Origin of the sequence: Solwaraspora sp. WMMD792 (assembly GCF_029626105.1) — a bacterium.
GTDB lineage: Bacteria > Actinomycetota > Actinomycetes > Mycobacteriales > Micromonosporaceae > Micromonospora_E.
Window position 1 is genome coordinate 19,932 of record NZ_JARUBH010000009.1, and the last position, 22,525, is coordinate 42,456.

The 22,525-nt window shown below is 73.7% G+C and carries 31 protein-coding genes; 3 read left to right on the forward strand and 28 right to left on the reverse strand.

What is annotated here, in order from left to right:
- Positions 1 to 44: 44 nt before the first annotated feature.
- From O7629_RS01540 to O7629_RS01645, 22 genes are all read right to left on the reverse strand, one after another.
- Positions 45 to 653 carry a hypothetical protein gene (locus tag O7629_RS01540; protein ID WP_278148122.1) on the reverse strand — a complete coding sequence of 203 codons (609 nt, stop codon included), beginning with the start codon at positions 651 to 653 and terminating at the stop codon, positions 45 to 47.
- 5 nt (positions 654 to 658) lie between these two features.
- Complete coding sequence (locus O7629_RS01545) at positions 659 to 1,447, reverse strand: hypothetical protein (protein WP_278167024.1); 789 nt, start codon at positions 1,445 to 1,447, stop codon at positions 659 to 661.
- Positions 1,431 to 2,840, reverse strand: a complete 1,410-nt coding sequence (locus tag O7629_RS01550) for a phage portal protein (protein ID WP_278167026.1) — start codon at positions 2,838 to 2,840, stop codon at positions 1,431 to 1,433. Before O7629_RS01550 ends, O7629_RS01545 begins: the two co-directional genes overlap by 17 nt.
- Positions 2,841 to 4,610, reverse strand: a complete 1,770-nt coding sequence (locus O7629_RS01555; RefSeq protein WP_278167028.1) for a hypothetical protein — start codon at positions 4,608 to 4,610, stop codon at positions 2,841 to 2,843.
- On the reverse strand, positions 4,594 to 5,031 hold the full coding sequence (locus tag O7629_RS01560; protein ID WP_278167030.1) for a hypothetical protein: 438 nt from the start codon (positions 5,029 to 5,031) through the stop codon (positions 4,594 to 4,596). The genes O7629_RS01555 and O7629_RS01560 overlap by 17 nt, the downstream gene beginning before the upstream one ends.
- A gap of 546 nt (positions 5,032 to 5,577) precedes the next feature.
- A complete protein-coding gene (locus tag O7629_RS01565; RefSeq protein ID WP_278166992.1) occupies positions 5,578 to 5,880 on the reverse strand; it encodes a hypothetical protein in 303 nt (100 codons plus the stop codon).
- Complete coding sequence (locus O7629_RS01570; protein WP_278166990.1) at positions 5,877 to 6,683, reverse strand: hypothetical protein; 807 nt, start codon at positions 6,681 to 6,683, stop codon at positions 5,877 to 5,879. Before O7629_RS01570 ends, O7629_RS01565 begins: the two co-directional genes overlap by 4 nt.
- Positions 6,676 to 7,833 carry a hypothetical protein gene (locus tag O7629_RS01575; RefSeq protein WP_278166989.1) on the reverse strand — a complete coding sequence of 386 codons (1,158 nt, stop codon included), beginning with the start codon at positions 7,831 to 7,833 and terminating at the stop codon, positions 6,676 to 6,678. Before O7629_RS01575 ends, O7629_RS01570 begins: the two co-directional genes overlap by 8 nt.
- Before the next feature lie 118 nt (positions 7,834 to 7,951).
- A complete protein-coding gene (locus O7629_RS01580; protein WP_278166988.1) occupies positions 7,952 to 8,272 on the reverse strand; it encodes a hypothetical protein in 321 nt (106 codons plus the stop codon).
- Positions 8,273 to 8,581, reverse strand: coding sequence for a hypothetical protein (locus O7629_RS01585; RefSeq protein WP_278166987.1), 309 nt, complete (start codon positions 8,579 to 8,581; stop codon positions 8,273 to 8,275).
- On the reverse strand, positions 8,574 to 8,801 hold the full coding sequence (locus O7629_RS01590; protein ID WP_278166986.1) for a hypothetical protein: 228 nt from the start codon (positions 8,799 to 8,801) through the stop codon (positions 8,574 to 8,576). The genes O7629_RS01585 and O7629_RS01590 overlap by 8 nt, the downstream gene beginning before the upstream one ends.
- Positions 8,794 to 9,189 (reverse strand): hypothetical protein, encoded by a 396-nt coding sequence (locus O7629_RS01595; protein WP_278166985.1) that lies wholly within the window; start codon positions 9,187 to 9,189, stop codon positions 8,794 to 8,796. Before O7629_RS01595 ends, O7629_RS01590 begins: the two co-directional genes overlap by 8 nt.
- Entirely contained in the window at positions 9,179 to 9,412 is a 234-nt protein-coding gene (locus tag O7629_RS01600; protein ID WP_278166984.1) for a hypothetical protein, read from the reverse strand. The genes O7629_RS01595 and O7629_RS01600 overlap by 11 nt, the downstream gene beginning before the upstream one ends.
- Positions 9,409 to 9,675 (reverse strand): DUF6011 domain-containing protein, encoded by a 267-nt coding sequence (locus tag O7629_RS01605; RefSeq protein ID WP_278166983.1) that lies wholly within the window; start codon positions 9,673 to 9,675, stop codon positions 9,409 to 9,411. Before O7629_RS01605 ends, O7629_RS01600 begins: the two co-directional genes overlap by 4 nt.
- Positions 9,672 to 10,163 (reverse strand): hypothetical protein, encoded by a 492-nt coding sequence (locus O7629_RS01610; protein ID WP_278166982.1) that lies wholly within the window; start codon positions 10,161 to 10,163, stop codon positions 9,672 to 9,674. The genes O7629_RS01605 and O7629_RS01610 overlap by 4 nt, the downstream gene beginning before the upstream one ends.
- Complete coding sequence (locus O7629_RS01615; protein ID WP_278166981.1) at positions 10,160 to 11,077, reverse strand: hypothetical protein; 918 nt, start codon at positions 11,075 to 11,077, stop codon at positions 10,160 to 10,162. The genes O7629_RS01610 and O7629_RS01615 overlap by 4 nt, the downstream gene beginning before the upstream one ends.
- Positions 11,074 to 11,388: a hypothetical protein gene (locus O7629_RS01620; protein ID WP_278166980.1), complete on the reverse strand. Its 315-nt coding sequence runs from the start codon at positions 11,386 to 11,388 to the stop codon at positions 11,074 to 11,076. Before O7629_RS01620 ends, O7629_RS01615 begins: the two co-directional genes overlap by 4 nt.
- Complete coding sequence (locus O7629_RS01625; RefSeq protein WP_278166979.1) at positions 11,385 to 11,804, reverse strand: hypothetical protein; 420 nt, start codon at positions 11,802 to 11,804, stop codon at positions 11,385 to 11,387. The genes O7629_RS01620 and O7629_RS01625 overlap by 4 nt, the downstream gene beginning before the upstream one ends.
- Entirely contained in the window at positions 11,801 to 12,241 is a 441-nt protein-coding gene (locus O7629_RS01630) for a hypothetical protein (protein ID WP_278166978.1), read from the reverse strand. The genes O7629_RS01625 and O7629_RS01630 overlap by 4 nt, the downstream gene beginning before the upstream one ends.
- Positions 12,238 to 12,489 carry a hypothetical protein gene (locus tag O7629_RS01635; RefSeq protein ID WP_278166977.1) on the reverse strand — a complete coding sequence of 84 codons (252 nt, stop codon included), beginning with the start codon at positions 12,487 to 12,489 and terminating at the stop codon, positions 12,238 to 12,240. Before O7629_RS01635 ends, O7629_RS01630 begins: the two co-directional genes overlap by 4 nt.
- Complete coding sequence (locus O7629_RS01640) at positions 12,486 to 13,181, reverse strand: hypothetical protein (protein ID WP_278166976.1); 696 nt, start codon at positions 13,179 to 13,181, stop codon at positions 12,486 to 12,488. The genes O7629_RS01635 and O7629_RS01640 overlap by 4 nt, the downstream gene beginning before the upstream one ends.
- A complete protein-coding gene (locus O7629_RS01645) occupies positions 13,178 to 14,686 on the reverse strand; it encodes a hypothetical protein (RefSeq protein WP_278166975.1) in 1,509 nt (502 codons plus the stop codon). The genes O7629_RS01640 and O7629_RS01645 overlap by 4 nt, the downstream gene beginning before the upstream one ends.
- A gap of 83 nt (positions 14,687 to 14,769) precedes the next feature.
- Between O7629_RS01645 and O7629_RS01650 the strand changes: the two genes are divergently transcribed.
- On the forward strand, positions 14,770 to 15,024 hold the full coding sequence (locus O7629_RS01650; RefSeq protein WP_278166994.1) for a hypothetical protein: 255 nt from the start codon (positions 14,770 to 14,772) through the stop codon (positions 15,022 to 15,024).
- 194 nt (positions 15,025 to 15,218) lie between these two features.
- Here O7629_RS01650 and O7629_RS01655 read toward each other — a convergent pair whose 3' ends face one another.
- Positions 15,219 to 15,410 (reverse strand): hypothetical protein, encoded by a 192-nt coding sequence (locus O7629_RS01655; protein ID WP_278167011.1) that lies wholly within the window; start codon positions 15,408 to 15,410, stop codon positions 15,219 to 15,221.
- Complete coding sequence (locus O7629_RS01660; protein WP_278167013.1) at positions 15,407 to 15,655, reverse strand: helix-turn-helix transcriptional regulator; 249 nt, start codon at positions 15,653 to 15,655, stop codon at positions 15,407 to 15,409. The genes O7629_RS01655 and O7629_RS01660 overlap by 4 nt, the downstream gene beginning before the upstream one ends.
- 143 nt (positions 15,656 to 15,798) lie before the next feature.
- On the opposite strand from O7629_RS01660, the gene O7629_RS01665 reads away from it, so the two are divergent.
- Positions 15,799 to 16,227 carry a helix-turn-helix domain-containing protein gene (locus O7629_RS01665; RefSeq protein WP_278167015.1) on the forward strand — a complete coding sequence of 143 codons (429 nt, stop codon included), beginning with the start codon at positions 15,799 to 15,801 and terminating at the stop codon, positions 16,225 to 16,227.
- Here O7629_RS01665 and O7629_RS01670 read toward each other — a convergent pair.
- On the reverse strand, positions 16,197 to 17,639 hold the full coding sequence (locus O7629_RS01670; protein ID WP_278167016.1) for a recombinase family protein: 1,443 nt from the start codon (positions 17,637 to 17,639) through the stop codon (positions 16,197 to 16,199). The two genes, O7629_RS01665 and O7629_RS01670, sit on opposite strands and share 31 nt — an antisense overlap.
- 16 nt (positions 17,640 to 17,655) lie before the next feature.
- On the opposite strand from O7629_RS01670, the gene upp reads away from it, so the two are divergent.
- On the forward strand, positions 17,656 to 18,291 hold the full coding sequence (upp, locus tag O7629_RS01675) for a uracil phosphoribosyltransferase (protein WP_278167046.1): 636 nt from the start codon (positions 17,656 to 17,658) through the stop codon (positions 18,289 to 18,291).
- A gap of 10 nt (positions 18,292 to 18,301) precedes the next feature.
- Here upp and O7629_RS01680 read toward each other — a convergent pair whose 3' ends face one another.
- From O7629_RS01680 to O7629_RS01690, 3 genes are read right to left on the reverse strand one after another with little or no spacing between them, the layout of a single operon-like run.
- The gene (locus tag O7629_RS01680) at positions 18,302 to 18,793 is read right to left on the reverse strand and encodes an 8-oxo-dGTP diphosphatase (RefSeq protein WP_278167049.1); all 492 of its coding nucleotides are present in this window, start codon (positions 18,791 to 18,793) and stop codon (positions 18,302 to 18,304) included.
- Positions 18,794 to 18,821: 28 nt separating this feature from the next.
- Positions 18,822 to 20,768, reverse strand: a complete 1,947-nt coding sequence (locus O7629_RS01685) for a hypothetical protein (protein WP_278167050.1) — start codon at positions 20,766 to 20,768, stop codon at positions 18,822 to 18,824.
- Positions 20,769 to 20,824: 56 nt separating this feature from the next.
- Positions 20,825 to 22,522, reverse strand: a complete 1,698-nt coding sequence (locus tag O7629_RS01690; protein ID WP_278167052.1) for a phospho-sugar mutase — start codon at positions 22,520 to 22,522, stop codon at positions 20,825 to 20,827.
- Positions 22,523 to 22,525 lie beyond the last annotated feature (3 nt).

Genomic DNA, 22,525 nt, shown 5'->3' on the forward strand with positions numbered 1-22,525 from the left:
GCTACTCCTTTGCTAGTGACCCGACCACGGCGCGGACGCCGTGGTCAGAAGTCGGACTTGAGAATCGCCTCGGCCATCTCGGCCGGGCTCTTGTCGGCGGCCGCCGCCGGCACCGCGCCGGACGTCAGCCGCTCCTTCGGCCTGGTGGCCGTGCTCGCCGTACCGGCCGGCGGCATCCGGCCGCCGTCGCTGTCGCCACCGTCGCCGTTGCCGCTGTCGGATGCCTTGCCGTCACCGGCGGCACCGTCCTTGCCCGCGTCGCCGCTCGTACCGTCCTTGCCGGCCGGTTTGAACGACTCCAGCAGCTCGTCGGCATCCGCCAACAGGTCGTCCCGGGTGTCCCCGCGCAGGCGTGCCGCCTGCTTCGCGGTGAGACCCTTCTCCGCGGCGATGTCGGCGATCAGCGCCCGCCGTTCGGCGTCGCCCGCCCGCTTCTCCATCTCGGCCAGCTTCTCCATCACCTTGTCCATGTCGGACTTGGTGCTGTCGCTGGCCGCCTTCAGCCTCTCCAGTTCGGCGTGGTTGGCCTTGGCCTGGTCCTCGTGCTTACGCGCGAGGGCCTTCCACTTCTCGGCTTCCGCTTCCCAGTCCTTGCCGCCCGTGCCGGCCGGCTTGGCGGTCTGGTCGGTGGTGCCGGTGTTGTCGTCCGCCATCGCGGTCACTCCCGTGTCGGGTCGGTCCGGCCCGTGTCGGGCCGGAGGGTCTGATCACCGGCGAGGTACCGGCGGAACGCGTTCAACGCGTCGTTGCTGGTGCCCCGGCTCAGTTCGCCGGACTCGCGGGCCTGCCGCTGCGCGGCTTCCCATGCCCGGCGTAGCCGTTCGTTGCCGGGCACCGGCCGCGACCCCTCGTAGAACGGCTCGGCGGTGCAGGCGCAGTGGTCGTGGGCCTGGAACCGGGCACCGCGCTGCGACTTGAACGCCGGCCCCCGCGAGGCGATCATGGCGCAGAACGCGCACGGCGACCCCGACGTGACCCGCTGCCAGCCGGCCGCCTGCCGGTCCGCCCGCACCGAGTCGGTGACCGTACGCCGGCCGCCGCCGAGCACCATCCACACCGCCGACCCCGACGCCCGCACCAGGCCGGTCCGCGCCGCCGCCTGCGCCGACTGGCCGGCCGCCGCCGCCGACCGCATCCCGGCCAGCCCGGTCGCCCGCAGCACCGCCCGCACCGCCGGCGCGTCCGGTGCCTCGGCCAGCCGCGCCGTCGCCGACCCGGCCACACCCTCGGCCGTCCGGAACCGCTCGAAGTACGCGGCCGCCAGACCGGCCGAGTCGCCGTGCCGCTGCCGGATCAGGATCTCCGCCGCCACCGCGAACCGCTCGAAGTCGCCCGGCCCGATCAGCGACCACAGCTGCACCAGGTCCCGCAGCACATCCGCCCGCAACGTCAGCTGCGCCTGCCGGTGCGCCCGGGTCAACGCGGCGCCCTCAACCGTCAGCGCCACCAGCGCCACCCGGATCATCCGGGTCCCCGTCGTCGGGGCCGGTGGCCTGCCGGTCCAGCAGCGACGTCAGGTTGGCCAACGCGTCGCCCTGGGCGGCGGCCGCCTTGAACCGGCGGATGTCCTGCTGGGTGACACCCGGGATCCGGTCCCACAACTCCTGCGCGGGAACGCCGAGCATCTGCGCCAGCTTGCCCAGCCCGTCGACGACCGCGGCGAACGCGGCCGCCGACGTGTCCCGCCACACCACCTCGGCGTCGTCGGGCACCGGCACACCCATCAACGCGCCGACGACCTGGAACGACTGCTCGTGCGACTCGCCCATGCCGGTCTTACGCTCGTCGACCTTGCGGTCCCGGCCGGCCTCGGCCGCCGCCAACGCCTCCGCGGACAGGTTGACCAGCTCGCCGATCAGCTCATGCACCGGCGTCTGCGACAGCGTCGCCACGAACTTCGACGTCGACTCCCGCGACGCCAGATACCCGCTCAACTCCGTCTGCGAGAACTCACCCAGCCGCATCTCATCGGGCATCGCGTCGAACGTCCAGAACTGCGACGCGGCGGACCGCATCTTCGCGTCGCGGTCCTCCGGCGTCCACCCGATCGCCCACCGCTGCCGGAACGCGCTGTACCACTCCGCGCCCTTGAGCGAGAACGAGGTGAGGTCGAGCTGGTCCTGCATCGGCATCAGCGGCGCGACCTGCCCGACCACCACCCGGCACTGCGCACTCAACCCGCCGGAGAGCAACTCCGGCTCGGCGTCGTCGTCGGCGTCCAGGTCCTCCGCGTCGCGGTAGCGCACCACCGGCGGCCGGTCGAACCCGTGCTCATCCGCGCTGACCGCATCCAGCCGGCCGCCCCGCTCGACCAGCCCGTACACCACGGTGTTGTCGTAGAGCCGCCACCGGCCCGGCACCGGCAGCTTCTCCAGCGCGATCTCCGCCCAGTCCGGATCCTCGCCGTACATCGCCGTCACCTGCCGGGGCGACCGCGGCCGCATCACCGGATACGGATCACCGGGGGTGATCACCAGGTATCCGGTGCCGTACGCCACCGTCGCCCGGTGCAGACCGGCCTGATGCTTGTTCATCCGGTTCGCCAGCCACGCCGACCACACCGGCGGCGTCACATCGTCACCGGACTGCGGATCACGGGCCCGCAGCCCGTCGACGAACAACGCCTGCGTCAGGCTGTTGACCACGATGTCGATCACGTTCACCCGGGAGATCCGGGCCATCTCCCGCACCTCACGCGGCGCGTCGGACGGGATCACCGCCGGCAGCCGCTGCTTGCCCGTCCAGTAGCGGCGCAGCACGTCGAGCTCGGCACGCTCCGACTCGTGCGTGCGCCGCAGCTCACCCGCCCGGGTCGCGGCAGCCTCAGCCGTCAGCGCCAATCAGAACACCGCCTTCCCCGCCCCCGCGCGTCGTACGCGCACCTTGCCGCTGTTGAGCGCCAGCCTCCGACCCATCCGGGCCCCGACCATGCACACCGCCAGGTCGACCAACTTGGTCGAGTCGCGGGTGATCTTCCCCAGGCTCACGCCCCACGGGTTCGGCCGCCGGCGGGCCGCGTGCACGTGCATCCGCAGCGCCGCCTTGCCGTCATGGGTGAGCGTGCCGTGCTCGTCGATGTCCGCCGCGCACTGCATCGCCGACTGGGTGAACAGCCGGTTCCGTTCGACCGCGCCCGGTGTCTTGATCCGCATGTCGAACAGCACCGAATGACCGCGGGTGCCCGGGGTTGCCCAGACCGGCAGCTTGCGCCGGAAGTCCCGGTGCAGGCCGTCAATCATCTCCATCCAGTACAGCGACTCGTCCTCGTCGTCGCGGGCCGGCGACGGGTCGATCCCGCACCACACCACCCGGTACCGGTCGAACGCGGCCCGCACCGCCGCGTCGACCTCATGCCGGGGTGCCAGCCAGCCCTTCCCGCGATCGCCGTGCGGCCGCTGCCACACCCCCAACGTGATCACGTGCCCGTCGGAGATCCGGGCCCCCACCAGCCCGGTCGCGTCCGTACTTTTCGAGCAGTCCAGGAACAGGGCCAGCTGTTCCCGGTCGGCCACCACCAGGCCCGGCCGCGCCAACTCGTCGAACCGGCGCGGATCGATCCACGCGTCCTCCGCCGTCGCCAGACCCGACAGGTAGTAGCGGATGCTGTCCGCCTCCGACGTCGACGGGTCGAGCATCTCGTCGGACAACCGCTCCAGATCCGCCCACGGAGCGTCCATGTACGCGGCCCGCAGCCCGGCCATCCGCGACGCGTCGTCGTACAGGTCCGTCGTCGGCGGGGCCTCGATGCTGTCGTAGAGGATGTCGCGGCGTTTCGCCTGCCCGGACACCTGCTTCTGCCACGCCTCGTACGACCGTTCCGCCTCGGAGTCGCCGCCCTGCTGGTGAGCGTTCGTCATCTCACACAGCCGCGCCTGCAGATCCTTCGGCGACTTGCCGACGTTACGGCGGGCCACCGCCGCGACCTTGTGACCGCCGGAGCTTTCGGTCATGTGGTGCGACTCGTTGAGCAGCACGAACGTCGCCGGGTCACCTTCGGCGGTCTTCTCACTCGCGGTCAGGATCTCCAGCCGCCCACCCGACTCCTTCAGGATCGTGCGGGTCTCACCACAGTCGATACCGAAGAAATCGCGTGTCTCCTGGCACAGCATCGCGTTCGCCACCCGAAGCACGTCCTTCGACTGCGCTTCGCTGTTGCTGGCGATCTGGACCAGCGGCATCCGGTGCCGGACCCCGACCCACCGGCCGTCCCGGTTCACCAGCCGCGTCGGACCGATCAGCTCCGCATCGCACAGCGACGCCCCGAACGGGTCCTTGCCGGTGCCCTTGGCGCCCCTCTTGACCGCCCGCCGGTACAGCCACCGGCCCGTCCGCGGGTCGTACGCGTACCAGACGTGCATGTACCTGCGCTGACCCGGCGTGTACACCCAGCGGCGGCCGGTCTGGTGGTCGACCAGCCCCGGCACGCCGGTCCGGTCGTACGTCCGCCACTCCGCCCAGCCGATGATCTGCGGGCCGAGACTCGGCGGCAGATCCGCCAGGTCCTCCGGCCACGGCAACGTGCACCACGCCCCGGTCCCACGCCAGCGGTCCAGGTAGTACCCCGGCGGCAGCTCGACCAGGTCGTCAGTCAGCTCACCCGTAAAGGTCACGGTAGTCGTCGAGCTGGACGACGCCGGACTCGTCGCCCCCGCCGGCCGGCCCGGACGGCGGGTCGACGTACCGGATCCGCAGATCCCGCCGAGCGTTCAGCGTGGTGCCGAGCAGCTTCTCCCGGATCCGCAGCTCAGTCGCCGACGTCTCACCCGCCGCCCACCTCGCGTGCACCTCGGCCGTGTCGATCGCGAACTGCCAGTCCGACGACGTCCACAACCGGCAGTGCGGCATCGTCGACACCGTCTCCCACCACCGCCTGGTCGCGGCCGGCCACGACCCGCGCCGCGTCTCCCACGCCGGCGGCTTGTCGTCGACCTGGACCCGCACCATCCGCGTCGGCAGCGACGGACGGTCACCGTCGTAGGGGAGGTCCGGCACCTCCACCCAGTCATGCACCGCCGGTACGCGGTGCCGCACCTGGCTACGATCCGTCTTCGGTTTCCGACCCGCAACGGCCACGCTCAGCACCTCCCACCAGGGCAGATAGATTTGAGTTCTATACAGTGGCCGAGCCGCTAACCCCCACCGCTGAAGGCCCCCCGCCCCGGGGGGCACCCCCCACCCCTACCGTCACCGTCAGTGACAATCAGGCCAGGATGGGCGCCTCGATCCGGCCGCCGCCTCGTCGGCCGCGCCGCGTTGCTCGCTGCCGCGCCCTGCTGCCCGGTCCGATGCGCGTGACACCGCGAGCACACCCCGCGAAGGTTGTGGTCGCCGTGATCCTCCGGGTCGCCGATGTGGTCGACCTCGGTGGACTGTGCGCCCCTGCAATGCGTGCGCAACGTGCACGTGCGGTCGCGGCGCAGGATCCGCGGGACGATCCGGGTCCGCCACCCCCGGGGCAACGGGGCGGTACGCCACTGGCTGGGGGTCTTGCGGGGGCGGGGATCCATCACGCCGCACTTCCCGATCGTGGGCAGACTCCTGGCGCTGCACCAATGATGAGATTGGAACGCGATCTTGTCAAAGTGCCCTCCGTCGCCCTGGCCGGCCCGCGCGTCCGGTATGTGCCTCGACGTTCAACAACTGCTCAGCCTGATAGCCGTACACCCGGCCACGGCGTGCCGGCGGGTCGACGTGAGGGAACGCGGCCGCGTCGGGCGGGCAGGCCGGGCAGTCCGCCGGATCGGCACCGGCGACATGCCCGGCAGCACGGGACCTGCGCACCCAATCACCCAGGCAGTGGCGGGCCACCTGCAGCTGCAGCACGGCGTACGAGGTGGTCCACCACTGCCGGCCCTGCCCGTCGACGACCACCCCGCTCACCGTACGGTCCGCCGATCCGACCAGCCGCCATGCCCGGCCGCCGCCGAACCGGTCACCGGCCGCCCTTGCCGGGCGACCCGGTCCGCGATCGCCACCGCCTGCGCCAGCGTTGGCAGCTCCGCCCGAGTCCAGACGTGGGCGAGGCCCTGACGGCGGTCCCGCCGCAGACACCCGCACCCGGCACCCGCGCACCGGCAGGCCCGTCGGACACACGAGATGGTCCACAGCGACTTGTCCGCGCCCGGGTGGGCCAGCTGCAGCGACGGCGACCCGCAGGCCGGGCAGCGCCACGCCACCGGCCGCACCGGCTCTGCCACCACCCCGGCCGCCTGCCGGGCGGACGCGACGGCGGTCGCCAGCTCGTCGACGAGCCAGCTGAGTCGTCGGCGGTCGCGTAGCTCGTCGACGACCGCCGGCCGGCCCGGCCCGGCCTCGTCGAGCCAGGACAGCACCTGGTCGACGTCGGGCCCGCCGACCCAGCTGGCGTGCTGCCAGGCGGCCACCCGGTGCGCGATGTCCAGCACCCGCCGGCGTACGGAGGCCTGCGCGTCGACCACCGTGACCGAGGCGGCCGCCGGCGACGGGGGCAGAGCCGACAGGCCACGGGAGATGTTCCACTGCCGGTACGCGCGATCCGCCCGGCCCTGCGCCTCCAGCCGCTCCGCCTGGGCGTCATCGACCGGCCGGCCCGGCCGGCGCTCCCGGCCCGGCTCGACCAGCAGGGCCAGCCACGAGTAGGCCTCCCGCAGCGCCTCGATCTGCCCGCGCACCGCGTCCGGCGTCGGGTCGGTCTGGTTAGCCACCGGTGGGTTCCTCTCCGGGCGGACGGGTGGGCACCGACCCGGCGGGCCAGCGGTAGTCCGGTGGGCCGGGGTCGGGGATCGCTGGGTGGTCGGCTGGTGGTGGTGCGGTTGGTCTGGCAGGTCCGCGGCTGCGTCGGTGGTAGATGTCCGGGTACTCCTGGGACCTCACTGGCTGGCCGGTCCAGGCTGCGGCGGGCGGGGGTGGCGGTGCTGATGAGCGCGGTGGCCCGCCCCGACCCAGCCCGGACCCTTCCGGGCGCTGTTCCCTCATCGGGCCGTCGCTGGTCGGTGCTGGTGTTGGGTGCAGTGGTGGCGTGTGATCGTCGTTCGCATCACTGTCGGGACCGGTGATCGGTTCGTCATCGCGATCACTGGTCGGTTTTTGTTCGTGTTCGTGGTTCGTCGTTGATTGGTCGCTGATCGGTCGGTGATCCGCCGGGGCGGCCGGGATGGCGCTGGCCGGCGGCGGGTCGAGCACGACGGGGCCGCGCGCGTGCCACGCGGCGGCCTCCTCCGGGGTGGGCGGGGGCAGCAGCACCATGTCCGCCTCGTCGGGCGTCCTGTGCCCCTTGGACTCGTTGCACCGGCCACACGCCACGACGAGGTTGCGTCCCTCGGGGCCGGCCGGCGCGTCTGGGTCGACGTGGTCGTACTGCAGACGCTTGCGTGCGTCCTTCGCGCGGCCGCTCTTGGGGTTAAGTGGCCCGCTGTGGCAGAAGCGGCAGCAGCCGCCGTCGCGGCCGTACACCAGTGCCTTCAGCCTGCTGTCGCGCAAATCAGCCTTCTGCGCGCGGTTGCGGTTGTACTCCTTGCGCGACGGGTTCCGCTTTGAGAACGCATGGACGCGGTAGGCGTAGCCGTCGATCCACACGCCGTCGCCGAGGCACTCGCACTCATCACCACGCCGGTGGAGCAAGGGCGGCCGGTCCAGCACCGCCGTCGCCAGCAGCGCCAGGACCTTGGGCCGGCCCCGGCACTGAGTCAACGCGGCCTGCTCGGTGAGGTAGCCGTCCGCGAGCACGCCGGCGGTCGTGCTCTTGCATCGGACGTACGCGGACTGCAGCCGGTCCGCCATGTCGACGTTCCCTGCGCTGAGCACATCCCACACCGGCCAGTTCGGGAAGGCGTCGTCTTCGAGCCAGTAGGGCATTACCGCCCCCCGTAGATGATCATCAACGTCTATGGATTCCTGTGGATGCGATGCGGCCCGGCCCGCCGTTTCGGCAGGCCGGGCCACGGAGAACAGCAGCTGGGCAAGGGCGATGGACTCAGTCGGGCGGCGGGTCGTCGGCAGACGCCTCGGCCAGTTGCCGCCGCCAGCCCTCGGCCACGGCGAGCAGCAGGAACGGCCCGCCAAGTTGCCCGCCGCACCTGTCGAGGATCTGCTGGCATAGCCGGATAAGGGCGGTCCGCTGCTCAGTCAGGCGGGCGACCTGCGCGCGCAGCGCCTCCACCTCGTTGGCGGCGGCCGCCGTGCCGGGCATCACCGGCACCGGCACGCCGACCCGGCGGAGCGCCTGAACGGCGTCGCAGGCGAGGCGGCCGAGCTCGGCCCGGACCGCCGCCTCCACATCCTGCTGACTCGTCACTCAGCCCACTCCCGTCTCGATGTCGTCCAGTCGCACCGGCTGCGCGCCGGCGCAGGCCTCGCACAGCGAGCCCGGCTCGCCGACGTGCGGCCGGTAGCAGCCCGCGCAGGACACCAGTTCGTCCAGCACCGGCGGCCGGGCCGGCCGAGGCCCGGCGGTCGCCTGCGGTGGGTCCGGGACCGGTTCGCCGGCGAGCGCCCGCCGCACCAGCGCGGCACCACGGTGGGCACGCTCGGCGGCCTCGGCCGGTGTCCGGGCCCGCCGGGCGGCCAAGTCCTGCTGCACACGCCGGAGGTCGCGGTTACGCACCGCCGCCTCCGGTCAGGTGGTAGCGGCCGTGCCAGGAGTACCGGCCCTTGCTGATGAGCTGCGGATCGACCGGTGCTGGCTTGCCAGCCTTGGTGGTCGGCACGACGAGGAGGCCGATCAGCCCTAGGTGGTCGCGGACCCTGATGAGGTGGTCCCACGTGCTGTGCACCCAGACCTCAGTCCCCAGCTCCTGTCGCGCGGGCTTGGTCGGGTCACCCATCGGTCACCTGCGTCAGCAGGATCTGCGCGACCCGGGCAGCGCGGTCACACGCCGTCGCCCAGCGCCACGCGTGGCCGGTGACGGTGTGCTCGTCGCCGGACGGAGTGATCACCGTGGCGTGCCACCGCCAGCGCCGGCCGAGCCAACCCGCGCGCTCGACGCCCGTCGACGCCACGGCGGCCGCCGGCGACGCTGGCGCCGGTTCGGCGACGGCCGGCCGGGCCACCGGCTTGACGGGGGCGGGCCGGACCGGTGCCGGCGTCCGGAGGGCGGGCCGCCGGGCCTGGCCGAGTGACCTGCGGACGTCGTCCGGGTAGACGGCCTGACCCGGCCGGGCAGCCATCGCGGCCCGGTACGCCGTCTCGAACTCGTCATCCTCAATCGGCATCTCGTTCTCCCAAGATCGCGGCGTCCCGAGCCGCCGCAGCGGCGGCGAGGACCGGGGACACCGGGGTGGTTGGCAGGGTGATCGGGTGGTGCGCGTCGCCCGGCTCGCCGAGCAGCCCGCACACGACACAGACCCGGCGGCCACGGTGGTCCGCCGGCAGATCTCGTGTGGCCTGGTGGAGGTGCGGCGGTACCCGCGACCGGGCCGGGGTGCGGCGGGTCACCGGGATGCCTCCTCGATGACGCCGGCCGGGTCGACGAGCGTTGGTCCGTCGTGGCCGGCGTCGCGGCCGCCACGCACCCGCACCGGGTCGGGGAGCACCGAGGCGGCCGCCGCCTGTTCCTGGCGGCGGGCCTCGGCCCGCCGGCGCCGCCAGCACAGCGATCCGACCCGACGCGCCCGCGCTTTGGGGTCGGTGAGCGGCGTCGCGCAGTCCAGGCACAGCACCGGAGGCAGGTCCGGCCGGGCCGGCGGGCGCGCGGTCACGCCAGTCCCTGGGCTCTGAGCCGCAGCATCCGGTCCGCCTCGGCCGTCAGCAGGGCGGCGGCACGCACGAGGTCGGCGACGCGGTCACCGTGCTCCGGATAGCCATCGACGTACGGCCAGTCGAGCCAGGTCGACTCCGGATCGGCCCACCAGCACGCCATCTGCCACAGCTGGCCGGACGTGCGCTGGTCATCGTGGACGGCGTCGTACCGCTTGCGTTCGATCTGCCGGAGCCGTTCCTCCGCGACGCGCAGCAGGGCCGGCGACTGGCAGGACCGGGGCGCGGCCTCCGGCACCATCCGGGCCCGCAGCACATCGCGGACCCGACCAGCGGCGGCGACCGCCCGCGACCAGCGGCTCTCACCCGCTGCTGCGGCGTCCGCCGACTCGATCGCGGCCGCCAGGTCGACCAGCAACTCCGGTGACTCGAGCGCCGTCCGGGTCTCCGGCGGCACCCGCCACAGCGCCGGCTGGGTCTGCCCGGTCACTGGCTGACTCCCCGAACCGGTGAGGCGGCCATCCGGCGCAGCGTGTCGACGATCCAGTCGACTTCCTCCACCGGGCCGCCCGGCGGCCGCGACTGGTCGACCACGCCGGCCGACCCGATGTGTCCGCACCACTGGCTGTACTGGTGGCTCATCGCCCGCAGACGCGGCAGGTAGATCAGCCGCGTCCCCGGCCGGGGTGGCTGGACTCCGGCGTCCCGCAGGTCCCAGTCCAGGGCGGAGACCTCCCACTCCGACCAGGCCACGACCCGCCGACCGGTCACCCAGGCCGCCACGCCCGGCGCGGCGGCCTCGACGAGCCGGCCGCCGGCCGGCAGGTCCCGCTTGCGTTTCGGCCGCCGGTCCGGGATCAACGTGATGTGCAGCCGGTCCACCGCCGGATCGGCGAGCGACACGACGACGAGTTCGGCGACGGCGGTCCGCTTCACCGTCTGCCCCGGCCCGGCGGGGGCCAGGTCGATCGACCGGGTCGCCACCACCATGGCGGTCGGGTCAGCGAGTGCCTCGGCGGCCCAGGCGGAGGCCTCGGACCGCTGCTGGGCGCGCCAGGCGCGGACTTGGTCGTAGCGGTCCTCGGCGTCGCAGGCCGGGCACCGGTGCGCGCCACGGCCGTTCGACGGCAGCGGCCCGCCGGCGTCCCACCCGCACACCTCGCAGTGCCGGGGGTAGACGCGGCTGGCCTCGGCCGCCGCCCGCTGCCGGGCGGTCAGCGGCCGCATCGCCACGGTGTCGGCGACCGTGAACAGGTGCGTGGTGTCCTTGCCGCGGCTGTAGCGGAGGATGCCGGCCGGGGCCTGGTCGGGTGCGGGCTTGCGGCGCATCCGGCGCAGCATCGTCACCGTGGCCAGGCCGTCCGGGATCTCCCGCACGCCGTACACCGGCAGGTTGGCCGTCATCGGCTCACCTCTGTCTGTGTCTGGGGTGATGGCCAGCAGTGCGGGCACCAGGCCGCGCGGTAGCGCTCGGCGACCACGGCGGCCGCGAGCACCTGGCCCTGCTCCCGCTCGGCGGAGCTGACGAACCGGCCGCACACCGTCCGGCGCTGCTTGTCGTCGGTCGTCGGCCGGATCTTGTGGGCGGTGACACCGGCACGGGCGACCGCGATCCACACCTGTGCGCGTGCGCCGGCCGCGCCGGCGAGCTCCGCCGGTGGGGCCGGGGCCCGGGTGGCCGCACGGCGCGGCCACCCGGGCGTACCGGCGGTCACCACGACCCGCCCCGGGCCGTCGACCTGGCCACGTGCTGCGCGAACCACGGATTGACGCCTGCTGTGGCTGGGTTCGCGGCGGCCCACTGGCCGGTGCCGTCGTCCGGCGGCTCCGCCCGGCGCCGGCCCGTGTCCACGACGGGCACCGGAGCCGAGCGGTACACCCCGCCAGCGGGCGCCGTACGTCCGGTCACGGGCTCCGGCCAGCGTTCGCCGTCGACCGGCTCCGGCCACGGCAGGGCTGAGGCGGGCAGGTCCTGCGTCAGCTCGACGCGCAGCGCCGACAACTCCCCGGTGTGCATGTCCCAGCCCTCGTGCCGGTCCTCGGCGGCGGCGGTGCTGAGGAGGCCCCGGCGCACGGCGGCCGCGAGCGCGGCGACCACCAGGCAGGCTGCCGCGACGATCAGCAGAATCATTGCTGCTGTCCTCTCTGCTCGGTCTGGTCGTGGGCGGTGGTGCTGGGGCGGGCGAGGTCCAGGGCGTCGCGGACGTCGCGGGTCAGGCCCGCCACGCGGGCGGCACGGGCCCAGGGGTCGCCCCGGCCCGCACCGGCCACGGTGACCGCGATCAGCGCCACCACCGCGCCGATCACCGCGCTGACCGGTACCGACACCGCCACGGTGATCGCGACGACCGCCCAGGTCGACAGGTCGTGATGGCGCGGCCGGACGGCGAGGGCGGCGGTCACGGACGCCCAGTGCTCGTTCAGGCGGCGGGTCCGCCGGCGGCGCACCACCACGGCGGCCCGGAGCGCGCCCGCGAACAGCAGCAGCGCGGCCGCCAGCCACAGCGGGTGGATCGGCGCCGTCCACCATCCGGACCCGGCCCAGAAATGCGAGGCGAACACCTTCATCGGCGCGCACCTCCCGCCGGCTGGTGCTCGTCGAGCAGCGCGGCCAGGCGGTCGTGCCACGCCCGGTCGGCAGCGGCCCGCCGCGCCTGCCGGGCCGCCACCCGGGCCGCCCGATCAGCCCGCCGGGCGGCGGCCGCACGGCGTGCCCGACCGGCCAGCACCCGCACCGCGTGCCCGCCAGCGACGATCAGCGCCATGATCAGCAGCCCGCCGGCCTCGGGCAGCGCGGCTGCGATCCCCGTGGTCACCGGCGATCACCGCCCAGGGCGGTCCGGATCGCGCCGAGCACCAGGCCGGCCGTGTCCGGGGTCTCCCACATGCCCCACAGGGCTTGGCGGAGGCAGGCCGGGAGCAGTCCGCGGCTGCCCAGGCTGCAGGCCAGGGACAGAAGGTGGTGCTGGGCGTCGGTGATGTCGTCGCCCAGGGCGTCATCCAGTGCGGCCAGGTGCAGGGCGTTCCATCCGACGACGCCGGGTGAGGTGATGCGTCGGGTCACGGCCGGGTGGTCGAGCAGGCCGGCGCCGGCCAGCAGTTCGACGGCGGCGGCCTCGCACGGGTCGGTTGCCTCGGCCAGCAGCGCGGCGGTGACGTCGGCCGGCTGGCCCGGTGCCGGGGTGGCCGGGGGGCGTGGCGGGTCCTGCGCCAGCGGTGCCGGGCCGGCGGCCCGGCCGGCGGCGTGCGCCCGCGCCAGGAGGCCGATCACGACCTGCACGGTCGCGGTCTCCCAGCTGGCCAGCCAGGCGAGCACCCGGTGGTCCAGGTCGCCCAGCTCGACGCCGGCGTCGACGGCGGCGGCGATCAGGGCTGCCCGGCGCGTGCCCTCGGCCGTGCCGTCACCGGGCCGGATGCGGCCGGTGGTGTGCAGTTCGGCCAGTTGCCGGGGCAGTGGCGCGGCCAACGCCTCGTCCTCGCTGTTGTACGGTCCGATCTTGGCGGTCACAGGTCACCCCCGGTCGGCTGTGCCGGCACCACCACGGCGGCGGTTCCCCGCGCAGGCGGGGCCGGCTGGTCGGCGGGGTCGGCGTCGTTGTAGACGTACATCTCGATCGACAGCGGCGCGGACGACCCGCCGAGGTCATCGGCCGGACCGCCGCCGGTCAGCAGCTCGGCGACCAGGCGCTCACCGACCGGGACCACGTCGGAGCCGAGCTCGGCGGCGAACGCCTGCAGACCGGCGAGGTTGGCGGCGCGGCCGGTCACCTGCAGCCGGTCGACCGGCAGGATCGACGGGTCCCGCTCGGCGGCCGCGACCAGGGCGCGCAGCCCGTCCAGCATCAGCTGACGGCGGGTCCGCACACGCAGCGCCTCGGCAGCGGCGGCCACCGTCTCCTCGTCGACCAGCGGCACCAGGTCGTCGGCGTGGTGCTCGGCGTACTCCGGGCCGGCCAGGAGCACCCCGACCAGTCCGGCGGCGCCAACCTCGACGGCGCGGACCTCGACACCGGGCACGTCGTCCCGGCCGGTCGCCACCCACATCCCCGGCCGCAGCTCGGTGGCACGCACCGACGGAATCGCGTCGTCTGGGGCCCGGCCGGCGTCGACGGCGGTGACGTTCGCAGCTGCGAGCACCGCCAGGCGCGGCCACGCGCCGGCCGGCACGTCGGCCAGGTCAACTCCCTCGGCGGAGATCTCGCCGCACCGCACCCGCTCCGGAGCGCCGACCAGCCCGGTGTCCAGCCCGCCGGTCCGGGCCTGTTCCGTCACCACGTCCTCGTGCCCGGCGCAAACCCAGATGGTGCCCGCGTACGTCCGTGGGCCGGTCCAGCGCAGCGGGTGTGGCTGCGTCGCCACACCGGCCACCGCCGGCCGGCCGCACCGCTGGACGACGTCGACGGCGACGTCAGCGGCCGGGGACACCGGCACGTCCTCCGGCGAGTCGGCGGTGGTGGCGCCGGCGATGTGCTCGTCCAGCAGCGCCAGCGCCGGAGCCATGCTGTCGAATCCGTCCACGGCCAGCCCGCAGAGGCACCTGGCGCCGCAGCCGGCCGGGCCGGACCAGCCGCCCGCCACCCCGTGCCCGCCGGCGTCACCGGCCGGGTCGGGGTCGGGGGTCGGGTCGACCGGTGCGGTCTCCGGACCGGGGCCGGTGCCCGCCGCCGCCCGCTGCAGCGCCTGGTGCTCCGGTCCGCCGTCGGGGGTGAGCACCGAGTCGGCGGCGACCCGCCAGATCTCGCCGCACACCGCCGCCGTCGGGATGATCGGCGCGAACACATCGACCACGAGGCCGGCGGCGCGCAGGCCGGCGGTGGCCTGGTCGACGTGCGCATCGCACGTCGAGACGGTGCCGGCGTACGCCCCGGTCCGGATCACACCCGGGCGGATCGGGGTCGGCTGGCCGGAGTCGTCGTTGGTGGTGGCCACCACGGTGTTGACGGCCGGCTGGCCGCAGATGTCGGACCTGGTCGGTACGGTGTCCGGTTGGTTTTCGGTACTCTCGTGTTCCACGTCGACCTCTCACGTCGATGGTTGGGATGGGTGGCCCTTGCCGATGTCGCGGCGAGGGCCGCTGCCGTTTGTGGATGGGGTGCGTGCGCCGGCCCTCCCCGGCACGGCGCACGCACCCGACGACGCCCGGACCGCCGTGGGGAAGACCGGCGGACCGGGGCGGTGGCGGCGAACAGCACCAGGGCGCCGGCGGCGGCCAGGGCGGCCGGGTCGACCAGCCCGCGCGTCAGCAGCTCGGCGCCGCCGACCGCGACCAGGCCGACCAGCGCGCCCAGCACGAGGGCCACGCCGAGCAGCAGGCGCAGCGCACGAAGTGCTCCCCGGCCGGCCGGTCGTAGCGACCGCTGGAGTCGGCCCGTGGGGACCACTCCAGGTCCCGGCCGGCCGGGGAAGACCGGGGTTACCCGGCCGGCGGCGGCGCCCTCCCAAGCAGCCGCCGCCGGCCGAGCTGGACCAGCCACCAGGAGGGCCGGTCCATCCACCAGGGCGGAACGTGAGACAGCGCCCCTGGTGGCCGTCTTGTGGATGGTGATCATGCCGCGCCCCTGCCCCGCCAGCCCGAGGCGGCCGGCGAACCGAGGACGCGGGTCGCGGGCCGAGCCAGCGGCCGGGACTCACCGAGGACGGGCGGCAGCAGCAGCCGGATCTGGGCGAGCTGATCGGCGGTCGGCTGCGGCGCACTGGCGACGGCGGCCGACACGAACTGGCGCAGGTCGACGGTCATGACCGGGCCGGCGGCATCAGGTCGCTGGCGGGCACGCCGAGGGCTTCCGCGAGCGCGACGAGGGTGCGCGGGCCGGCGTTGCGGGTGTTGTTCTCCAGCTCGGCCAGGTGGCTCGGCGAGATGCCGGCAGCCTTGGCAAGAGCAGGGCGGGACAGCCCGGACGCGACCCGGTGCCGCCGGAGGGCCTCCGGGCTGTGGTCGCGGGGCAGGCGACCCCGTGAGCGTGTCGGGTGCGTAGCTGTCATGCGTAGGACGCTACGCCGCTACGCAGCACTACGCAAGGCTACGCACGATAAACGCGCAGCGTGGCGTAGCGCCTATCTGACAGTGACCATTCATACACGAGCACGATTGCGTAAGATTGCGCAATCGTGCGTACGATGCCGGCATGACCAACCGGCTCACCGAGTTCGGCCATCACGTCGAACTGGCGCGCGGCCAAATGGGCCTATCCGGCCGCAAAGCCGCCGCACGGGCAGGCATCAGTGAAGGACGCTGGAGACAGATCGTCACCGGCCACGGCGGCAAAGACTTACCACCCGCCAAGACGGCGGCCGCCATGCTCGCCGCCGTCGACCTCGACCCCGCCACCGACCTACCCCGCTGGTACGGAGCCGACGACGTCAGCCGCGCGCTCCGGCTCCTCGCCGCCGACCACCCCGATACAGCAGCCGACACCAGCCTCCGCGACCGGGTCGCCCGCATCCGAGCCCTCGACATCGACCCGCAGACGCGAATGGAACTCCTCGACGCGCTACTCGACGCGCACGAACAGCTCCACGGCGATCAGGACGGCAAGCCGGCCTCACGCCAGTAGTCGCCCCACGTCCGACCATCTACGTCGCCGACCCACCTCGACGGACCCAGCCGCCACGGATCGAACCGACGCGCACCACCACGCCGCCCCGCAGCGAACCGCACATCCGCAACCGTCCGGATCACCACCCGCTGCGGCGGTATCCCCGCCGCAGCCCACCGGGCAGCCACATCCTCACCTGGTGCCAGCAGGTCACGCAGCTCCGGCGGCAGACCCGCCGCCAGGGTCCGAGACTCCGCCGCGCGGATCCGGTCAGTCAGGCCGGCCTCGATCACTGCCAAGCTCTCCGGCGACGTCCGGCCGGCGATCGCCGACCGCCGCCACCCGTCCAGCTCGCCCCGCAGCCGAGCGGCCTCCGCCTCCGCCTCGATCACCTCGGCATCACTGATCGCCGTCGCCGACCGTAGCCGCTCGTGCACGTCCGGCCGGGCCAACCAACCCAGCACCACCGCCTCCACGAACGCGTCCGTGGCGGGCTGGACGATGGTCGCCCCGCAGCCCTCGCACCGGTAGCGGCCGCGCGCAACGCACGGAGGACCCTCGCACTGGTCGCAGCGCATCAGGTAGGACAGCAGGTGCCGCCACCGGCCCGGCCGTGACGTGCGCCGGGTCGGGTCGGACAGGATCCGCTGTGCAGCCCACCACGACGTTTCACTCACGATCGGCGGCCAAGCCGCCGCTGTGGTGCTGCCGTGGTGCCGGCGGAGTCCGACGTACGCCGGGTTGCTCGCGATGTCCCGCACCCGCACCCGATGCCACCGGCCGCCGCCCGGGGCCGCGATCGCCGCAGCGTTGAGCCGATCGGCGATCGTGGAGATTGGGGTGCCGGCGGCGACCTGGTCGACGATGTCGGCGACGATCGGGGCGGTGTCCGGGTCTGCGACCTGCCCGGCGAGCCTGCCCGTGTCGGGGTCGTAGACGCGCCGGTATCCGTACTGCGTTCGGCCCGGAGTCGGCCGGCCGGCGGCGGCCGCGCCGGCTTGGCCACGGCGTGCCCGCAGCGATGTCTTGTCCGACTCGTAGGCGGAGTCGATGCCGTCCTCGGCGAGGGTGCGCCAGTCGCGGGGGTTTTCGAGCCGGTAGGTCCGCTCGTGGGTGACGACATGGATGCGTACCCCGGACTCACGGCACGAGCTGAGGAACGCGAACCACGTCTCCGGCGTACGGTCGCCGCGTGAGCTCTCCCAGAGAATGAGGACGTCGATCCGCCGAGCGGCGATGTCGTCGAGGACCTTCGGCCATCCGTCGCGGGCCTTCCGAGCGAACCGGCTGGCACTCGCGCCGTCGGAGTATTCAGCGACGATGGTCCAGCCTTCGTCGGCGGCCGCCGTCCGGATCTCTTCGGTCTGCTCGGTGATGCTCTTGTGCTTCGCGGCAGACTGGCGGGCGTAGCTACCTGCGCGGGTGGGCATCTGGTTAGATTACCGGGTGCGTAACGTTCTAGTCGTTGATCACCCTCTCGCCCAGTCCCGGCTGACCGCGATGCGCGACGCCCGGACCGACTCGGCGGCGTTCCGCGCCGCGCTGCACGAACTCACCACCATGTTGGTGTACGAGGCGGCCCGATCCTTCCCGGTGGAGTCCTTCCCGGTGACCACCCCGGTGGCGCCGACCGACGGGACCCGGCTGGCCAACCCGCCGCTGCTGGTGCCGGTGCTGCGCGCCGGGCTCGGGATGGCCGACTCGGCGTTGGCGCTGCTGCCGGAGTCGTCGATGGGCTTCGTCGGGCTGGCCCGCGACGAGGAGACCTACGAGCCCCGGGCCTACCTGGAGTCGCTGCCGGTCGACCTGGCCGGCATCCCGGTGCTGGTGCTCGACCCGATGCTGGCCACCGGCGGCTCGCTGGAGCACTGCTGCCGGCTGCTCGCCGACCGGGGCGCCACCGAGATCACCGTGCTGTGCGTGCTCGCCGCGCCGGCCGGAATCGACCGGCTGGACCGCTCCGGCCTGCCGTTGCGACTGGTGACCGCGTCGATCGACGAACGGCTCAACGAGAAGATGTTCATCGTGCCGGGGCTCGGTGACGCCGGTGACCGCCAGTTCGGCGGGATGCCGCGCTTCTGACGGGTACCGGTCAGCTGGCGGCGGTCCAGCTCCAGCTGGTCGCCACGCCGTCGGTGAACGGCATCACGCCGTGGAAGACGGTCGGCTGCTCGGCGAAGACCAGCGGCAGGAAGTGCCGGTCGCTGGGCCACATCGGCACCCGGCCGGCGAGGACGTCGGCCAGGTCGGTCCAGACCAGGGTGCCTTCCGGGCAGTCCGGCCGGGGCTCGCCGGACCAGGTCGGCACCCGGAACAGGAATCCGAACCAGTTCTCGCTGTGCCGGCCGAAGCCTGGCCAGGAGATGGTCCCGGCCAGCTCCACCCGCCCGCACTCCAACCCGGACTCCTCCCTGATCTCCCGGCGCATGCCGGCGATGACGTCCTCGCCCGGCTCCAGCTTGCCGCCCAACCCGTTGTAGTAGCCGTAGTGGATGTCGTCCGGCCGGGTGTCGCGGCGCAGCATCAGCACCTGACGTCCGTCGGGGGAGAGTACGTAGCCGAGGGTCGCGATGATCGCCTGCACCTGGTCACCATAGGTACCCGGTGGCCGGTCAGCCGCAGCGGTGTCCCACCAGCACCTCGGTGGCCGGGACCGGGTCGGCCGCAGACAGCGGGTCCGGCTGTGCGGGATACCCGGTGTCGCGGTGGCGGGCCTGCTGCGGCGCGCCGGCCTGCTGCGGCGCGTCGGCCTGCTGTAGCTGCGGTCCGGCCGGGAACCGACCGACCGGCGGGCGCAGCAGGCGCTGCGCCAGCTCGGTGGCGGTGAACGGAGCGCGGGCCGCTGCGGTCTCCGCGTCGACCTCGAACGGTGACGGGGTCGGGAAGTAGCGGTTGAGGAACTCGACCCGCAGCCGGCGGGCGACGGAGTCGACCGCGTCGGCGAGCTCGGTGTCCAGCCCGAACGTGTCCACGTCACGCCGGTCGAGCAGTCGGTGTAGCCGCAGCGCGGCCTCGGGAGCGGCCGGGTCGACGCGGTGCCGGCGCAGCGACCCGGGGATCGCGGTGCCCCGCAGGTACGACCAGTGCGGGTGCAGCGAGCGGATCAGTGACACGTCGTCCGGTTGCCGGATCTGGTGACCGCGAATCCGGGCGACCATCTCGGGACTGCTGGCGCAGATCTCGGCCAGTGTGGAGCGACGCACCGGCAACGGTACGCCGAGCGGGGTGCCTGAGTCGACGAGGCGGTCGAACTGGTCGGCGAAAACGCGCCGCGCGGCGGCCACCGCCGAGGTGTCACCCGGATCGAGCAGCACCTTCGGGATCCCGTTGGCCTCGAAGAACGTGGTCCGGTCGACCGGCCGGCCGAAGAAGACGTTGCCGGGCAGGTAGAAGAACCGTTCCGCCAGACCGTCGATTTCGTGCACCGCGGATTCGACGGCGTACGGGTTGAAGGTGGGCAGCACGGTGTGGCCACCGAGCAGGTCGCGGTGGTCGACCACGGTCAACCGTGGATCGTCCACGTCGAGCCAGCCCGGCACCTGGTCTGCGGTGATCAGGAAGATCCGCCGGATCCAGGGCGCGTGCAGGTGCACCGAGCGGAGCAGGTGACGCAGTTCTTCGCTGCCGTCCCAGCCGACCCATTCGTCGCCGGCGTGCCCCGCCGGGCCGGCACCGCCGGCACCGCCGCTGCGGCGGTGCCGGTCGGCGCGCCGGGCTCGTGGCACCGGCCCGGCGGTGCGGGCGATGGCCCGCTGCCGGCGGGACCGCCACCGCGGGTCGGTCGGGTCGGTCCAGCAGCAGACCAGGTCGACCGGAAAGTCGGGCCAGGTCGCCGGCCGACGGGTGAACGGGGTACGGGTCACGTGCCGAGCGATCCGGTCCTCCGGCGCGAAGGAGCAGGCCTCGGCTTCGGTCAGCCGTACCGGGGCCGACCGGGCCGGGACCACGGCGGTGACGTCGTTGCTCCGGGGCGCGTGCAGCCGGTCACCGTCGACGGTCCAGAACTCGATCTCGCAAGCAGCCTGCCCGCCGTAGGTCAGCTGACCGTCGACGCTGGTCACCGGCTGGAAGATCCGGATCACCGGGGTCCGGCGCAGCCGCCAGCCGGGCCGGGCCGGCAGTCGTCGGTGCCGGTGTCCGGCGCGCGCCACGGCCAGGCCACCGACGCGGCCGAGGGCCCGCAGCGCGGCGGTACGCTCGCCGGCCGGCACCCCGACCCGGCTGCTGAGCCCGGATGCAGCCGGGATGACGAAATGGTCCACCCCGGCCCGGGCCAGCGCGTCGGTGACGAGGTGCAGGTTGCGCCGGTGGGCGTTGAGCGGGCTGATCGTGTCGTCGACGACGGCCAGGATGGGGCGCCCGTCCAGTACGGACCATCGCCGGGGGAGACCGGCGGCGGTTGGTCGGGCCGGCCGCAGACGTCGGGCCAGCCAGCATCGGGCGACCTGGCCGGGCCGCCGGGCCAGCCGGAACAGGGCGGTCTGCCGGTGGAAGGGGAGCAGCGCGTACCGCCGGTGCGTCGCGGCGGTCAGGTAGGCGAAGCAGCGGCTAGCCAGCATAACCAGCTAAACGAGCAGCAATATGAATTGGTCGCGCCTAAAGGGCTAACCGGACATCATTTGATGTTCAGGGCGGCCGATGTCTCCGTCCGCAGCCGTGCCAACGCCCGGTCAGCCCGTTCGCGGGCCGCGGCCGGGTCGCCGTCGCGTACCGGCTGGACCACCTCCAGGTACGCCTTGAGCTTCGGCTCCGTACCGGAAGGACGGACCACGACCCGGGCGGTGCCGGTACGCAGGATCACCACGTCGGCGTCGGGCAGCAGATCCTGCGTCGCGGTGACCGGCTCGCCGAGCAGCGTCGTCGGCAGGTTCGCCCGCAGGTACGCCGTCGCGGCGGCAATCTCACTCAGCTCGTCGACCCGCACCGCAAGCTGGTCGGTCTGGTACACCCCGAACTCGGCGGCCAGTTCGTCGAGCCGGTCGGTCAGGCCCTGACCGGCCGCCTTGAGCTCGGCCGCCAGCTCGGCGAGGAGCAGCGCGGCGGTGATGCCGTCCTTGTCGCGTACCTGGTCGGGCGCCACGCAGTAGCCGAGCGCCTCCTCGTAGCCGTAGACCAGCGGCACCTCGGCGGTGTCCGCGTGGTCGCTGCCGGCCCGGACGATCCACTTGAAGCCGGTGAGGGTCTCGGCGTACGGCTCGCCGCGCGCCGCGCACAGTGCACCGAGCAGCGACGACGAGACGATGGTGGTGGCGTAGCGGCCGTGCCGGCCCCGCCGGATCAGCTGATCGGCGAGCAGCACCCCCAGCTCGTCGCCGCGCAGCATCCGCCACCCGTCGTCGCCGTGCGGCACCGCGACCGCGCACCGGTCGGCGTCCGGGTCGTTGGCGATCGCCAGGTCGGCTCCTTGTGCCCGGGCCAGCGCGACGACCCGGTCCATCGCGCCCGGCTCCTCCGGGTTGGGAAACGCCACGGTCGGGAACTGCGGATCCGGCTCGGCCTGCTCGGCGACGACCAGCGGTGCCGGGAATCCGGCACCGACGAACGCCTCCCGCAGCACCGCCCCACCGACGCCGTGCAGCGGCGTGTACGCCACGGTCAGCGCCCGGGGGGTGGCCGGGTCCACCACCGCCACGGCGGTCCGTAGGTAGCCGGCGACGATCTCGTCGTCCAGCGTCTTGCCGGGGCCGCCGAGCGGCACGTCGACCAGCTTTCCGACCGCCCGGATCGCCGCCTCGATCTGTTGGTCGGCCGGCGGCGCGATCTGCGCGCCGGCACCGGCCGGTCCGCCGAGCTGAGCGCCGAGATAGACCTTGTAGCCGTTGTCCTGCGGTGGGTTGTGGCTGGCGGTGACCATCACTCCCGCCACCGCGTCGAGGGCGCGGATCGCGTACGCCAGCACCGGGGTGGGCAGCGGGCGGGGCAGCAGGTAGGCGTCCCGCCCGGCGCCGGTGACCACCTCGGCGGTGCGCACCGCGAAGGCCCGTGACCCGTGCCGGGCGTCGTAGCCGATCACCACCGGCCCGGTGCCGCCCTGCTCGGCCAACCAGCTCACCAGCCCGGCGGCGGCCCTGGTGACGACCTGCAGGTTCATGCCGTTCGGGCCGGCCCGCAGCGGGCCGCGCAGCCCGGCGGTGCCGAACGTCAACGGCCCGGCGAACCGGTCGGCCAGCTCGTCGGCGCTGCCCGGCAGCTGGTCCAGCAGCGTCAGCAGCTCGGCGCGGGCGGCCGGGTCCGGCTCGTCGCCGAGCCAGGCCGCCACCCGCGCCGGCAACGTCGCCGGGTCGCCGGCTGCCGCCGGCTGGTCGATGGGCATCGG